Origin of the sequence: Ureibacillus sp. FSL W7-1570 (assembly GCF_038593265.1) — a bacterium.
GTDB lineage: Bacteria > Bacillota > Bacilli > Bacillales_A > Planococcaceae > Ureibacillus > Ureibacillus suwonensis.
In genome coordinates this window covers 153,224-168,714 of record NZ_CP151979.1, presented here as the reverse complement: position 1 = coordinate 168,714, position 15,491 = coordinate 153,224, and the positions used below count along the sequence as shown (strand labels likewise).

Genomic DNA, 15,491 nt, shown 5'->3' with positions numbered 1-15,491 from the left:
AATTCAATTGGTATTCTAGAAATTGGTTCAGTAAATATCATGTTATAGAATAAATTGAGACAAATCTTTGTTTTTAGAAATTTCTCCAAGTTTTTGATCGACATACGAACGGGTGATTTGTACATGAGTCGGTGCGATTTCCGGAGCTTCATAAGATAAATCTTCAAGTAAGCGCTCCATGATTGTATGCAATCTTCTTGCACCAATATTATCTGTTTGTTGATTCACTTCCGTGGCAATCTCTGCTATGCGCTCCATTGCATCATCGGTAAAGTCGATGGAAACACCTTCCGTTTCAAGCAAAGCTTTATATTGCAATATGAGAGATTGATCCGGCTCTTTTAAAATTCGGACAAAATCCTCTTTCGTCAACTTATCCAATTCCACACGAATCGGGAAACGTCCTTGCAATTCTGGGATTAAATCGCTAGGTTTTGACATATGAAAAGCTCCCGCAGCGATAAAGAGCATATAGTCCGTTTTTACAGGTCCATATTTCGTTGGCACCGTAGAACCTTCAACAATCGGTAAAATATCCCTTTGAACGCCTTCCCGGGAAACATCCGCGGAAGAATGTTGGCCTCTGCTTGCGATTTTATCGATTTCATCAATGAAAATGATCCCCGATTGTTCCGCACGTTTAATCGCTTCTTGGGCCAATTCTTCTGAATCGATCAACTTGTTCGCTTCTTCTACCGTCAATACGCGTCGGGCATCTTTCACTTTCATGCGGCGTTTTTTCGTCTTCTTTGGAACAAGGCTCGATAGCATATCTTGCATTCCACTCGAACCAAGTTCCGGCATTCCCGGAATCATCATGTCAAGAAAAGCGGTGTTTTGTTCGGTCACTTCCACCGTCACCCATTCATCTTCCAGTTTGCCGGCCAGTAAATCCTCTTTTACTTTCGAACGTTTCATCCGGATTTCTGATTCATCCTGGGAATCTGAAGCACTTTCTGTTTTTTGGCCTCCAAAAAATATTTCGAAAGGGTTTTGCGCCATTTTCGATTTCGCTTTCGAAGGAACGAGCAATTTCACCAATGCTTCATTTGCCTGTTGTTCCGCTTGATCCTTCACTTTTTCCATCATTTCTTCTTTCACGAGTCTTCTGGAAGCTTCCACGAGATCCCGAACCATCGATTCCACATCTCTTCCAACATAGCCTACTTCCGTAAACTTTGTCGCTTCCACTTTGACAAAAGGAGCGTTGGTCAACTTCGCGATTCTTCGGGCGATTTCCGTTTTTCCCACACCTGTAGGACCAATCATCAAAATGTTTTTTGGAATGACTTCGCTTTTTAATTCATCGCTAAGGAGAGATCTTCTGTATCTGTTTCTTAATGCAATCGCTACTGCTTTTTTCGCAGCATCTTGGCCCACAATATATCGGTTTAATTGTTCAACTATTTGTCTTGGCGTAAGTGTTGTCATCAGTCCAGCGCCTCCACAATGATATGATGATTTGTATATACGCAAATATCGGCTGCAATTGTTAAGGCAGCTTTTGCAATTTCTTCGGCTGTCATCTGTTCTCCCGCATGTTGCTTTAATGCTCTTCCTGCAGCAAGAGCATAATTTCCTCCAGAACCGATCGCGAGAATTCCATCGTCCGGTTCAATCACTTCGCCGGTTCCGGAAATGAGCAACAGCGTATTTTTGTCCATGACAAGCAACAAGGCTTCCAATTGACGGAGTATTTTATCCCCGCGCCATTGTTTTGCCACTTCCACCGCTGCCCGTTGCAGATTTCCGCTATATTCGTTCAATTTTGACTCAAACATTTCAAACAACGTAAATGCATCGGCAACGGAACCGGCAAACCCGGCCAACACTTGCCCGTTAAACAATCTTCTCACTTTTTTCGCTGTATGTTTCATTACAACAGAATTTCCCAATGTTACTTGCCCATCTCCAGCCATTGCACATCTGCCTTTATGGTGAATGGCAAAAATCGTAGTAGCATGCATTTCCAATTTTTATCCCTCCTTACCATTATGCTCTCGGATGTGCCTTCATATAAGTACTTCGCAAGTGTTCCTTCGTCACATGGGTATAAATTTGGGTGGTGGACAAATTCTCATGTCCAAGCAATTCTTGCACTGTCCGTAAATCAGCTCCATTATTCAATAAATGCGTCGCAAACGTATGGCGCAACATATGCGGATAGATTTTTGCGTGCATGCTCGCATGACGGATCATTTCATTTAATATATAACGGACGCCCCGGTCAGTCAGTTCGTCGCCGCGCATATTGACGAACAATCGATTATGTTTTTTATTTTTCATCAAAAGGGGTCTTGCTTCATTGATATATCTTAACAATGCTTCATGGGCATATTGCCCGAATGGGACAATCCTTTCCTTTCGGCCCTTTCCCATCACACGGAGTATGGAATAATGGAAATCGACATCATCCAATTCAATGGAAATACATTCACTCACACGGATTCCTGTTGCATAGAGCAATTCCAATAAAGCCATGTTGCGAATGGATTTCAAATCATCGCCCTTATTTGCATCAAAAAGCTGTTCAAGTTCATCTTCATAAAAAAAATGGGGCAATATTTTTTCTTTTTTTGGATGATATAAAGATAGAAAAGCTGAAACATCGATTCCGTAATCCCGATTAAGAAAACGGAAGAAGGTTCGGATGGAAGAAATTTTTCTGGAAATTGTTGCACGGGAATGTTTCTCTTCGTAAAGCTTCGTCACAAACAGCCGAGCATGAAAATACTCCACTTCGTCAAATTTGTCAATTCCCTCCGAGTGCAAAAAGTTGATGAACTGGGTAATGTCCCGTTCATATTCCTTTACAGTGTGGACAGAAAAATTTTTTTCCACTTGAATTACTCGGAGAAATTCGTCGAGAGCTTGCATTGGTTGAATATTCAACCAGATCACCTCTATTCGAAGTACCGTAGAAAGCGGCACATTTCTCGTCATTCCAACGCTGATTGCACATACAGTGAAAACATCCATTCACGACTGTATACCGAACTACGAATTATATCAAGTAAAAAATGAGTAAATATTGTTAAAAATCAGTTTATCTTCACAATTTGTTAATAATTCATCATTTTTTTCATTCGGACATAATAATAGCCTCTAAAAATTATAGCAACATTTAGAGGCCAAAATCAATTATATCGTTTGAGAATTCACAAAATTTCGAATTGTGCCAATTGCGCGTTCGGCGTGCTTCAGAGCTCTTTCTTGCTTCGATTTGATCCGTTCGCCAAGTTCTAGGAAAATGCCGAAGTTGACATTCATTGGCTGGAAGTTGGATGGATCGGCTTCCGTAATATAGCGGGCCATACTTCCCAAAGCCGTTTCCTTAGGCAATTCTACCGGTTCTTTGCCCAATGCCAGACGGGCCGCATTGATTCCGGCAACAAGTCCGCTTCCGGCAGATTCCACATATCCTTCCACCCCTGTCATTTGCCCCGCAAAAAATAAATTCGGGCGGGTTTTTAATTGGTACGTTTTTTTCAATACTTTTGGCGAATTGATGAAAGTGTTGCGATGCATGACCCCGTAACGGACAATTTCCACATTTTCCAAACCAGGGATTAGTCGGAATACCTCTTTTTGAGCCCCCCATTTTAAATGGGTTTGAAAACCTACAATATTATATAATGTTCCTGCCGCATTGTCTTGTCGGAGTTGGACAACCGCATATGGACGTTCACCTGTTCTTGGGTCTTCCAATCCCACCGGTTTCAACGGGCCAAATAATAATGTTTTTGGACCACGTTTTGCCATTACTTCGATCGGCATGCACCCTTCAAAATAAATTTCTTTTTCAAACTCTTTCAATTCAACGACTTCCGCGTTCACCAACGCATCATAAAACCGTTCAAATTCTTCTTTTGTCATCGGACAGTTTAAATAAGCGGCTTCTCCCTTATCATACCGGGACTTTAAATACACTTTATCCATATTGATGCTGTCCTTCTCCACGATTGGCGCAGCGGCATCGTAAAAGTACAGATATTCTTGCCCTGTCAATTCCTTGATTTTTTTCGCCAATGCTTCGGATGTCAATGGACCTGTCGCAATAACGGTAATACCTTCAGGAATTTCCGTCACCTCTTCATTGACGATTTCCACGAGCGGATGGTTCTTTAATTGCTCAGTTACAAATCCTGAAAACTCATGCCGGTCCACAGCCAGTGCACCCCCGGCTGGAAGGCTTGCGGAATCCGCAGCCTTGATGATCAAAGAATTCAAGATTCTCATTTCTTCTTTCAAAACACCAACCGCATTTGTCAATGTGTTCGCACGCAAGGAGTTGGAACAAACCAATTCCGCAAATTTATCGGTATGGTGGGCTGGTGTTTGTTTCACCGGCCTCATTTCAAATAATCTGACTTTGACGCCGCGGCTGGCGATCTGCCAAGCCGCTTCGCTTCCTGCGAGTCCTGCTCCGATTACGTTTACTACCTGTTCTGTCATCGTATTATCATCATCCTAACTTCATTGTGTTGTTTCTTCATAGTCGCAATTGATGCATTGTACTTGTACGCCTTTTTTCACTTTCTTCTCTACCAATAATGAATTACATTTCGGACAAGGTCTGCTGATCGGCTTATCCCAAGACATGAAATCACATTCCGGATACTTTTCGCAACCGTAAAAAACGCGCTTGGTTTTGCTTTTTCTTTCCACAATTTCCCCGGTTTTACATTTTGGACATTTCACGCCGATCGGTTTGGTGATCGTTTTGGTATTCCGGCATTCCGGAAAATTGGAGCAAGCCATGAATTTTCCGTATTTGCCCAACTTGTATACCATTGGCGCGCCGCATTTTTCACAATTCTCACCGGCAGGTTCATCTTTGATTTCAATTTTTTCTATCGCTTCATCGGCATGTTTCACATGTTTTTCAAATTCTTTATAAAAATGATCGATGATTTGGATCCAATCGGTTTTTCCTTCCTCGATTTTATCCAGATCCGCTTCCATTTTTGCAGTGAATTCAATGTCGATGATCTCAGGGAAAAACTCGACCATCAATGAATGGACGATTTCCCCCAGCTCCGTCGGGATAAAACGCTTATTATCCAGTTGCACATAGCCGCGCCTTTGAATGACGTCCAACGTAGGAGCATAAGTGGAAGGTCTTCCGATGCCAAGTTCCTCCAGCTCTTTTACAAGTCTTGCTTCCGTATAGCGTGGAGGCGGCTGAGTAAAATGCTGTTTTGGATTGATTTCAACAGATTTAATTTTGTCTCCCACTTTTAAATCCGGAAGCATTTTTGTTGTTTCTTCCGTCTGGTCGTCCGTTCCTTCAATATATACTTTCATGAATCCGGAAAATTTCACTTGCGAGCCGTTTGCCCGGAAAATGCAGCCGGAATTTTTCAATTCCACCGTCACGGTATCCAATACAGCAGGAGCCATTTGGCTGGCCACAAACCGATCCCAAATCAGACGATAAAGTCTTAATTGATCCCGGGTCAACACATCTTTCAATTGCTCAGGGGTTCTCATGACGCTCGTTGGACGAATCGCTTCATGGGCGTCTTGGGCAGCCGGTTGTTTTTTGACCTTTTGAATTTCACCAGCCACATACTCTTTACCATATTTATCGTAAATATATTGCATTGCTTCAGCTTTGGCAGCATCAGAAATCCTTGTTGAATCCGTACGCATGTACGTGATCAGACCGACTGTTCCTTCCTGTTTTCCGATGTCGATTCCTTCATAGAGCTGCTGGGCAATCATCATTGTTTTCTTGGCTCTAAAGTTTAATTTTCTCGCAGCTTCTTGTTGAAGGGAGGAAGTTGTAAAGGCTGGAGCCGGATTCCGTTTTCTCTCCTTTTTCGTTACATTCACAACTTCAAACTCGGCACCTTTTATTTTCTTTAATATTTCTTCTACCTGTTCCTCGTTTGTCAGCTTCAGCTTTTCTTTTTCATCTCCGTAATAAAAAGCTTCAAATTGCTTTTTATCCTTTTCAAATAATCCTTCAATCGTCCAGTATTCTTCAGGTACGAAATTTTTTATTTCATTTTCCCGGTCGATGATAAGACGCAATGCGACAGACTGCACCCGCCCCGCTGACAATCCTTTTTTCACTTTTCTCCATAAAATGGGGCTTATATTATAACCGACAAGCCGGTCCAATATCCGGCGGGCTTGTTGCGCATCCACAAGGTGTTTATTGATTGGACGAGGATGTTTAAAAGACTCCAATACCGCATCTTTTGTAATCTCGTTAAATACAACACGGCATTCACTTTCCGTATCGATATTCAAAGCTTTAGCCAAATGATAGGCGATCGCTTCCCCCTCACGGTCAGGGTCGGCTGCCAGAAACACTTTTTTCGCCTTTTTCGCGGCGGTTTTCAATTCTTGTAAGATCGGTCCCTTTCCGCGAATGGTTATATATTTGGGCTGATAATTATTTTCCGTATCAATACCCATTTGGCTTTTCGGAAGATCGATTACATGTCCAATGGATGCTTTCACTTTATATTTTTTTCCTAAATATCGTTCGATTGTCTTCGCTTTTGCTGGTGATTCCACTATCACTAAATAATCTGCCATCTAACTTCCTCCTCACTAGAGGCACCTTGATAAATGATTAAAGAAATTCCTGTTGCAAAATGTATAACAGATTGAATAATATTGCAACTTTTTTTCAATATTTTACCTAAAAAAACAAATTTAATTCATCCAAAATTTGTTGCCCGCTCCATACCGGAATGGCCCCTTCCCTCAACAATTGATTCGTCCCTTCCGAAAGTTTCGAATCAATGGGGCCTGGAACGACAAAGACATCTTTCCCATGTTCCAACGCATGATCCGTTGTAATTAATGTTCCGCTTTTTCTTGCGGCTTCTGTCACTACAATGGCTTCGCTAATACCACTTATAATACGATTTCTTAAAGGAAAATGCCACTTTTTGGGGCCCACATAGGGAGGAAATTCGGTGAGCAATAAATGGTTTTTGGCCATTTCCAACGCCAATTTTTCATTTTGTTTCGGATATATGTGAAATAAACCGTTTCCCAAAATGCCGATTGTTTTTCCGCCATATCGAATGGCCGCTTCATGGGCCATTGCATCAGCTCCCTTTGCCAATCCACTGACTATAATGAAACCCTTTTCAACCAATGGCGGAACAATCGCCTCCAGCGCCTTTTGTGTATAGTTTGTCGCCATTCTTGAACCGATGATGGCAATTTTCCGTTTTTTTAATAAAGTAATGTCCCCTTTCCCATACAGAACGGCAGGGGGATCGACCAACGCAAACAAAGATTGGGGATAATTCGGGTCTGGATATGGAATAACATGTATTCCTTCATGATTATATGCAGCGGGCAAATTATTTTTTAATAATCTCTTATAATTCGATATGATTTTATTGGCATTTTCTGTTGAAATATGGAGAATGGTTTCCAAAGTTGCAGGCGATACATCATGCAGGGTGTCAAGGGAGGAAATTTCATTTAATAATCTGTTTAACTTGTTTAACGTGAGCGGGTAAACATAGTGGAGTGCCAGCAGCTCGTTTAATGAAAATGAGCCCATGATACCACTCCTTTATTATATTATGTCAAGCGTGACCGCACTCTTTTTTCATGGAATGGAAATGAAAAAGTGTAACGCAATCCCGCGCTACACTTTTTAGTTTAATGGGTTTTACATTTTTCGTATAGCCCATTTTCTTTTAAAACTTTAATCAATGTTTCACCGATAACGGAAGGCGTCGGTGCAACTTCAATTCCCGCATCATTCATCGCCTTGATTTTTTCTTTCGCAGTGCCTTTGCCTCCGGATATGATTGCGCCGGCATGTCCCATCCGTTTCCCTGGAGGTGCTGTTTGTCCGGCGATAAATCCGACAACCGGTTTCTTCATATTTTCTTTGATCCAAGCGGCTGCTTCTTCTTCCGCCGTACCACCGATTTCACCAATCATCACAACGGCATATGTTTCAGGATCTTCGTTAAACTCTTTTAACACATCCAGGAAGTTTGTCCCATTTACCGGGTCACCACCGATTCCGACAGCTGTTGTCTGCCCGATTCCCGCTTCCGTCAATTGAAGTACCGCTTCATATGTCAATGTACCGGAGCGGGACACAAGTCCTACATGCCCTTTTTTCAAAATATATCCAGGCATAATGCCGATTTTACATTCTTCGGCAGTTACAAGTCCCGGACAGTTTGGCCCAAGAAGGCGGGTTTTCTTCCCTTCCATGTAACGCTTGACTTTGACCATGTCCAAAACCGGAATATGTTCCGTGATACAACATGTAAATTCCAATTCCGCTTCCACCGCTTCCATGATTGCATCAGCGGCAAATGGAGCAGGTACAAAAATAACAGAAGCATTGGCACCTGTCGCAGCTTTTGCTTCAGCCACCGTATTGAAGACAGGAACCCCTTCGATCACCTGACCGCCTTTTCCAGGTGTTACACCAGCAACGATTTTCGTACCATACTCGAGCATTTGTTTCGTATGGAATAAAGCAGTGTCACCAGTAATTCCTTGAACAATGACTTTTGTATCTTTATTTACGTAAATCGCCATTTTCTCCCCAGCCTTTCTACCTTACAAGTTCTATAATTTTTTGTGCGCCTTCAGCCAATGAGTTCGTTCCCACAATATTCAAACCGGATTGATTCAATATCTCTTTGCCCAATGCGGCATTTGTACCTTCCAAACGTACCACAAGCGGCACATTCAATCCTACTTCCTTCGCTGCGGCAACAACCCCTTCGGCAATAACATCACATTTCATAATGCCACCGAAAATATTCACGAAAATTCCTTTTACATTCGGATCAGAAAGGATGATTTTGAATGCTTCCGTCACTTTTTCGGTGTTTGCACCGCCACCAACGTCCAAGAAGTTGGCTGGAGAGCCTCCATAATAGCTGATCGTATCCATTGTGGCCATCGCAAGACCTGCACCATTTACGAGGCAGCCGATATTTCCATCAAGAGAAACATAGTTCAAATCATATTTGGATGCCTGGATTTCTTTTGGATCTTCTTCATCAAAATCACGAAGTTCGACTATTTCAGGATGGCGATAAAGTGCATTGGCATCAAAATTGAATTTCGCATCCAGCGCCATAATTTTATCATCTTCCGTCAACACGAGCGGATTGATTTCAAGGATGGAAGCATCCTTTTCGACAAAAGCTGTATATAAACCAATCATAAGTTTGGCAGCTTGGTTTATTAATTTTGTAGGGATTTCCATATTAATTGCCAATCTTCTCGCCTGGAACGGCAATAAACCTGTCAGCGGATCAATCACTTCTCTGAAGATTTTTTCAGGTGTTTTTTCCGCCACCTCTTCAATGTCCATTCCGCCTTCAGCTGAACCCATCACAGTGATTCGGGAAGTGGAACGGTCCAATATGAAACTCAAATAATATTCTTTCTTGATTTCGGAGCCTTCTTCAATATAAAGGCGCTTTACTTCCTTACCTTCAGGGCCTGTTTGTTTTGTGACCAATTTTTTCCCTAACAATTCTTTTGCATAAGCGCGCACCTCATCCAGATTTTTGGCCACTTTTACTCCACCGGCTTTCCCTCTTCCACCGGCATGGATTTGCGCTTTCACAACGACAATATTTGAATCGAGTTCTTTGGCCACTTTCACTGCCTCTTCCGGAGAAAAAGCAACTCTGCCATTTGGAACTGCAACTCCATAGTTTCTAAGTATTTCCTTCCCCTGATACTCATGGATATTCATTTGCCATCCTCCAATTCAACAATATCGGAAAATTTTCTGACTATTATTATTTTAATCAAATGCCAGCGCAATGTCTATGTTCTTATTTTTTGTCGATTTTTGCTAGAATTCGACTTATTTTTTCTACTTTGCGCATATAACACCCTTTTACTTTTACAATATTGCTATAATCTTGTCAACCATTTGAATGAAATTTTCTATCCAACTGATAAATAAAAGCGAATACTTCCGCTACGGCTTCATATAAATCCGGAGGGATGGATTCGTTTAATTCCAGCTGTCCCAATAATTCCACCAGATTTGGATCTTCATAGACAGGAACGTTATGTTCCTCCGCTTTTTGAAGAATATTTTCCGCAATTTTCCCTTTTCCTTTAGCAACAACTTTTGGACTATTTTCTTCAGGATTATATAAAAGAGCGACGGCTTCTTTTCTTTTTTCCTTCATATGCGAATATCCACTCCTTTATGAGAAGCGCCGTTGTCACCTGTTTTCTCCACCTTTTTAGTTACATTTTCCCTCTTGGAGAAAGGTTTGATCATCACACCGGACAAATGATAGTTCTTTTCTTCCAACCCGGCTTTTAACGATTTCTTCAACGGCTCGGCAAGCGGTTCCAATCCTTCATGTTCGTTGTAAACATAAACCGTTACGATACGGTTCTGCACTTGCATGTCAATGACCGTTTCTTTCAACGCTTCCATATTTAGATAAAATAAAATCCGCGCATAATTGGAGTCGATTTTCCCATCTTTCTTCATTCTTCCGTTCCATTGAACCGTCGCATCCACCTGTTTTCCTAAAAATTGCAATGGGATTTGCATAATGATTTGATGCTGATGGCCTGCTTCACCGGATAAAAGTTGCATGCCGTTCAACCGGGCAAGAAGCATTTCTGCCGCATTTTTTAATTCCGCCGGTACGCTTTCATTTCGGATGAAAGATAACACTTGCGGTTTTAAAGATTGTACAATGGATTCGACGTCGCCAGTTTTGTTCAAAGCGGATTCGTAACTCAATCCAAGGTTTTTCAATATCGATTGGATCGCTTGTTGCATTCCTTTACCATTCAATTTTGAAAGCAGCAACTCTTCCGATTCGGCAAACAAGGCATTGGTTGCCGGTTCATTTGAACTTTGAAAAGTTCTTGCCAAATTTTTTAATTCCGCTTCCGGATTCGAAGCAAACTCATGTTTCAAAAGGGACAATAATTGCTCTTTCGGGGAAATTCCATCGCCTTTTGCAAATAGGCCATTCACTGTTTGTTCCGAATAAGCTTCCAACAGCTGTGCATGAAGTTGTTTTCCCAATTGTTCCCCGTTTGTTCCATCGAAAGATTTCAATGTTTGGAGGATGGCATTTTTTTGTTGGGCCGTCAGGTTATGTTCATTTTCAACCCAGCCGGCTATTTGTTGAATCCTTTGGGCAACTGTCTCTTCAGTGCCGGATTGTAATCGCCCTATCATGCTTCCTGCTGTGTCATTTTTGGAAGAAACGGTCAACTGGTTCAACCAATTGCTGAGATTGGCCTCCTTTGGCAAAATATTGGCCTCTATTAATATGTTTAAGGCATTTTGCTTTATGGTTGACTGTGCCGCGCCATCAAGAAGCGTCCGGACGGAGCGGGCAATCACAAGTCCTGCCGTTTCCGTTTCCAAAGGTTTTGCGATGGACCGGATGGCATTCAATAAATTCTCCTTTGCCTGGGGATTTACATTGCTACTACGATCAAGCAATTGGGCAAATTGTTCAAGGTTATTGGTTATGCCGCTTGTTTTTGAACCGAACAATAAAGCTTTAAACGTTTCTTCAGTAAAAGGCAATTTCAATTCCACCAATTTTTGCAGGGCCGATAATGCTTCCTGTTTCGATGCGCCATCCGGCAAACTTTTCAGCCAGCTTTCCGCTTGCATCAACTGTTCCCTTGAAATCGGCAGCTGATTTTTTATGAAATGGGTCAACAATTGCTGCATTTCTTGGCTCTTTGGCAAATTCAATGATTCCATCAACTGTTGTACATTCGCAGATTCCTTCACCATCGGCCCTGAAACCACTTTCAGCTCCGCCTGTGGGTTTATGCCCGTCACTTGAAAAAAATGCGAATCTCCCACCTTCAAAGGCGTTTCCAGCTTGGCTACGAGACGGTGCTCCCCGATTTGGATTTCCGCCGTTTGATTTGGATATAATTGTTTCACGCTGCCATAAAAAACCTGGCCCTGTTTTAACACCAAAGGACCTTTCTGAATGGCCATCTGTTGATTTTGAATCGGTTGAAAGGAAGGAATGGTCATAGCTTCACCTTCTTCTCCAGCATGGATTTTATAGGTTCAAAGGTTTTACGATGATGGATGGTCGGTCCAAATCGTTCAATCGCTTCCAAATGCTGTTTTGTACCGTAACCGGCATTTTGGTCAAATCCATATTGAGGAAATTGTTTATGTAGTTCTTCCATATATAAATCCCGTTCGTGTTTGGCTAAAATGGATGCCGCACCAATCGCAAGGCTTTTGGCATCGCCTTTTATAATTCCTTTTTGCGGGATATCGATCGGAATGGAGACCGCATCGACAATGCAATAATCCGGCCGGATTTTCAAATTCTCAATGCATGTTTTCATCGATTGTTTTGTCGCTTCCAATATATTGATTTCATCAATGACATCCGCACTTTGAAAATGAATCGAATAATCGATGGCATGCTTTTTGATGATTTCAGCAAATTCCGCCCGTTTCTTTTTGGAAAGTTGTTTCGAATCATTTACCCCAACCAGTTCCGGACAATCATAGGGCAAAATGACAGCGCAAGTCACGACCGGTCCGGCAAGAGGGCCTCTCCCTGCTTCATCCACTCCGGCCAAAAAAGCCCCTTCAAAGGGGAGAAAACTTGCATCGAAGGCTTGTTTTTCCTTATATTGTTGGAACAATTTTTCCTGCTTTTCCATTCTCTTTTTAAATTGCGATAACGCCTTTTGAACGCTTGCCCGCCCGTCATTTTCCAGTTCCTGCATCCAAGGTTCATAACTTGTCGCGTTTTTTAATGCTTCTATAATTTCTTTGATTGTATCCATAGTAAACCATTCTTTCTCCTATTTTTCTTTTATATCGGTTTCATTCAATAGCTTATAAGGCTTGATAGAGTTATTCTACCCCTGTTGTACTTGCCCATCAATTCATTTTATTTTATAATGATGGAGAATATGACATGGGGGAAAAGAAATGAAAAAACTTAACATATTAATTATTTTTCTTTTTCTGTTGGTTGCTTGCAATGAAGAATCCGCCCAAAAAGGAGATTCTGTTCACAAAGAGGGAACCGCTCAACCGGAAAATCATCAACATGCAAGCCACACAGAGCACAATCCGCTGTCCGGAGACTTGCAGCAACGGACTGCTATTGGTGAGTTGCCTTCTTTTTTGGATGGAAAGCATGAAAACGTGGCCGCTGTTTACAAAATCGCTTTAGACTATGCCGATGTGCTGAAGTGGATCCCTTGCTATTGCGGCTGTGGGGAAACTGCAGGCCACAGAAGCAATTTGGATTGCTTTATTGCAGAAATCCGGGATGAAGAAGTTCTGTGGGATGACCACGGAACCCGCTGTCTCGTTTGTATGGAGATTGCCGTAGAATCTGCAAAGTTGGCCAAAGAAGGAAAATCCATTCAAGAAATCCGGAAATCTATTGACGAGAAATATCAGGAAGGCTACTCAGCACCGACACCAACAGATATGCCTGTATAATGAAAAAACCATCTTAAAGTCTCTGAAAGAAACTTTAGGATGGTTTTTTCATTATTGTTCGGCCGCTTCTTTTTCCAATTCTTCCTCAACAAAATCAAAGGTTAATTTTCCTAATTCCAAATTTCGGATATCGCGGACAATCAACTCAGATACCCGGTCATAATCGATCTCGCCGCCGGGGCCCAGCACATTGCGCAATTTCCCGATATGGTCAAAAGTTTTTACGATTTCTTCATCGACTGAATTTATGCCGTAACGTTCCTGCATCCGTTCAGGGTAATGGGCGGATAAAAATTTCAACGCATAGACCGCCAAATCTTCCATGTTGATGATCGTATCTTTGATGGCCCCCGTTAACGCCAATTTTAACCCCACTTCGGGATCTTCAAATTTAGGCCATAATATACCAGGTGTGTCCAACAATTCCAATTCTTTTCCCACTTTCACCCATTGCTGGGCTTTCGTCACCCCCGGCGTATTACCCGTTTTGGCGACGTTTCTTTTGGCTAATCGGTTGATTAAAGTGGATTTTCCCACGTTTGGTATTCCCACGATCATTGCACGAATGGCGCGGGGTTTCATCCCCTTTGCTCTCATGCGGGCCCATTTATCCGCCAAAATCTCCTGGGCCGCTTTTGTTGCCTGATGCAATCCTTTTCCTTGAAAAGAGTTGATGGCAACCGCTTTGAAACCTTTATCCGAAAAATATTCCACCCATTTCTTTGTTTCTGTTTCGTCCGCCATATCGGCTTTATTTAACAAAATTAGTCGAGGTTTTTGATTAATGACTTCATCAATCATCGGATTTCTTGAAGACAGGGGTAGACGGGCGTCAATCAGTTCAAAAACGATGTCGACAAGCTTCAATTTCTCTTGGACTTCCCGTTTCGCCTTCGCCATATGCCCCGGAAACCATTGAATCGTCATTTTGTGATTCCTCCTTTCGTCAAAAAAAGAAAAGGAGTCGAATATCTACTCCTCTTGATTATTTCACAATTTTCATTTCACTTAATGGCCAGAAAACTACGCTTGTTTTACCGATGATTTTGTCTTCGCTGACGACGCCGATATGCCTGCTGTCTTTACTGTAGCGCCGGTTGTCTCCCATCACAAAAACATAACCTTCCGGGATTACATCCATGTTCGGTTCAATATCCTGAAGGGTGAAATCTTGCGTCAATTGTCCTTCAGAAAGCTGGGATTTGTATTCATCCAAATAAGGTTCATCAATCGGTTCGCCATTGATATAAAGCTGATCATCTTTATATTCGATATGCTCCCCAGGCAATCCGATGACTCTTTTGATGTAATCTTTTCCTTCCGGAGCATGGAAAACGACGATATCAAATCTTTTTGGTTCTCCCAACCGGTAACCGATTTTATTGACAATCATCTTGTCCCCATCTTTTAAAGTCGGCATCATGGAATCTCCGTCTACCACGATGGGAGTAAATAAAAAGTAGCGAATAAATACAGCAATGAGAAGAGCGATGATTAACGCCTTCGTCCATTCCCAAATCTCATTTTTTTCCTTTTTGCCTTTTTCCACGAGAGCGTTCCCTCCAAATCTACTATCTACATTTTATTCCATTTTTATACTGAATGACAAGCAAAAGAAAGGAGGCTTTTCGAAACAAAGCCCCCTTTAGTAGAAAAATTATCGAATTTCTTTGATACGTGCTGCTTTACCACGTAAATTGCGTAGATAGTAAAGTTTTGCACGACGTACTTTACCACGGCGAACAACTTCTAATTTTGCGATTTTTGGTGAGTGTAGAGGGAATGTACGTTCAACACCTACACCATAAGAAACTTTGCGCACAGTGAAAGTTTCGCTGATTCCGCCGCCACGGCGTTTGATTACAACGCCTTCGAATGCTTGGATACGTTCGCGGTTACCTTCTTGGATTTTCACATGAACGCGAACTGTATCACCAGGACGGAATTCAGGAAGATCTGTACGAAGTTGTTCTTTTGTAATTTCTGCAATAATATTTGACATCTTTTTTCTCCCCTTATACCGAATGTTCAT

15 protein-coding genes are annotated in these 15,491 nt (G+C 41.9%); 1 reads left to right on the top strand and 14 read right to left on the bottom strand.

The genetic code is table 11. The features are described from left to right. Positions 1 to 42: 42 nt before the first annotated feature. The 11 genes from hslU to NST13_RS00785 form a co-directional block, all read right to left on the bottom strand. Positions 43 to 1,431, bottom strand: coding sequence for an ATP-dependent protease ATPase subunit HslU (hslU, locus tag NST13_RS00835; protein ID WP_342581153.1), 1,389 nt, complete (start codon positions 1,429 to 1,431; stop codon positions 43 to 45). Then, the gene (hslV, locus tag NST13_RS00830) at positions 1,431 to 1,967 is read right to left on the bottom strand and encodes an ATP-dependent protease subunit HslV (RefSeq protein ID WP_342581805.1); all 537 of its coding nucleotides are present in this window, start codon (positions 1,965 to 1,967) and stop codon (positions 1,431 to 1,433) included. Before hslV ends, hslU begins: the two co-directional genes overlap by 1 nt. Positions 1,968 to 1,992: 25 nt before the next feature. Next, on the bottom strand, positions 1,993 to 2,877 hold the full coding sequence (gene xerC / locus NST13_RS00825) for a tyrosine recombinase XerC (protein ID WP_342581804.1): 885 nt from the start codon (positions 2,875 to 2,877) through the stop codon (positions 1,993 to 1,995). 264 nt (positions 2,878 to 3,141) lie between these two features. Next, positions 3,142 to 4,455, bottom strand: a complete 1,314-nt coding sequence (trmFO, locus tag NST13_RS00820) for an FADH(2)-oxidizing methylenetetrahydrofolate--tRNA-(uracil(54)-C(5))-methyltransferase TrmFO (RefSeq protein WP_342581152.1) — start codon at positions 4,453 to 4,455, stop codon at positions 3,142 to 3,144. A gap of 21 nt (positions 4,456 to 4,476) precedes the next feature. Then, the gene (topA, locus tag NST13_RS00815) at positions 4,477 to 6,552 is read right to left on the bottom strand and encodes a type I DNA topoisomerase (protein ID WP_342581151.1); all 2,076 of its coding nucleotides are present in this window, start codon (positions 6,550 to 6,552) and stop codon (positions 4,477 to 4,479) included. Positions 6,553 to 6,658: 106 nt separating this feature from the next. Then, on the bottom strand, positions 6,659 to 7,540 hold the full coding sequence (gene dprA / locus NST13_RS00810) for a DNA-processing protein DprA (protein WP_342581150.1): 882 nt from the start codon (positions 7,538 to 7,540) through the stop codon (positions 6,659 to 6,661). A 101-nt stretch (positions 7,541 to 7,641) separates the two neighbouring features. Then, entirely contained in the window at positions 7,642 to 8,544 is a 903-nt protein-coding gene (gene sucD, locus NST13_RS00805) for a succinate--CoA ligase subunit alpha (protein WP_342581149.1), read from the bottom strand. 16 nt (positions 8,545 to 8,560) lie between these two features. Then, positions 8,561 to 9,721, bottom strand: a complete 1,161-nt coding sequence (gene sucC / locus NST13_RS00800; protein ID WP_342469886.1) for an ADP-forming succinate--CoA ligase subunit beta — start codon at positions 9,719 to 9,721, stop codon at positions 8,561 to 8,563. Between the two features lie 175 nt (positions 9,722 to 9,896). Beyond that, positions 9,897 to 10,169 (bottom strand): EscU/YscU/HrcU family type III secretion system export apparatus switch protein, encoded by a 273-nt coding sequence (locus tag NST13_RS00795; RefSeq protein ID WP_342469887.1) that lies wholly within the window; start codon positions 10,167 to 10,169, stop codon positions 9,897 to 9,899. After that, positions 10,166 to 12,013 (bottom strand): hypothetical protein, encoded by a 1,848-nt coding sequence (locus tag NST13_RS00790; protein WP_342581148.1) that lies wholly within the window; start codon positions 12,011 to 12,013, stop codon positions 10,166 to 10,168. The genes NST13_RS00795 and NST13_RS00790 overlap by 4 nt, the downstream gene beginning before the upstream one ends. Beyond that, on the bottom strand, positions 12,010 to 12,789 hold the full coding sequence (locus NST13_RS00785; RefSeq protein WP_342581147.1) for a ribonuclease HII: 780 nt from the start codon (positions 12,787 to 12,789) through the stop codon (positions 12,010 to 12,012). The genes NST13_RS00790 and NST13_RS00785 overlap by 4 nt, the downstream gene beginning before the upstream one ends. Before the next feature lie 148 nt (positions 12,790 to 12,937). Here NST13_RS00785 and NST13_RS00780 point away from each other — a divergent pair, with 148 nt between their 5' ends. Next, positions 12,938 to 13,459 carry a PCYCGC motif-containing (lipo)protein gene (locus tag NST13_RS00780; RefSeq protein ID WP_342469890.1) on the top strand — a complete coding sequence of 174 codons (522 nt, stop codon included), beginning with the start codon at positions 12,938 to 12,940 and terminating at the stop codon, positions 13,457 to 13,459. Positions 13,460 to 13,510: 51 nt separating this feature from the next. Here NST13_RS00780 and ylqF read toward each other — a convergent pair whose 3' ends face one another. The 3 genes from ylqF to rplS all read right to left on the bottom strand — a co-directional run bounded on the left by ylqF (position 13,511) and on the right by rplS (position 15,461). Beyond that, complete coding sequence (ylqF, locus tag NST13_RS00775; protein ID WP_342469891.1) at positions 13,511 to 14,386, bottom strand: ribosome biogenesis GTPase YlqF; 876 nt, start codon at positions 14,384 to 14,386, stop codon at positions 13,511 to 13,513. A 58-nt stretch (positions 14,387 to 14,444) separates the two neighbouring features. Next, positions 14,445 to 15,008, bottom strand: coding sequence for a signal peptidase I (lepB, locus tag NST13_RS00770; RefSeq protein WP_342581146.1), 564 nt, complete (start codon positions 15,006 to 15,008; stop codon positions 14,445 to 14,447). A gap of 108 nt (positions 15,009 to 15,116) precedes the next feature. Then, on the bottom strand, positions 15,117 to 15,461 hold the full coding sequence (rplS, locus tag NST13_RS00765; protein ID WP_342469893.1) for a 50S ribosomal protein L19: 345 nt from the start codon (positions 15,459 to 15,461) through the stop codon (positions 15,117 to 15,119). Between the last annotated feature and the right edge of the window lie 30 nt (positions 15,462 to 15,491).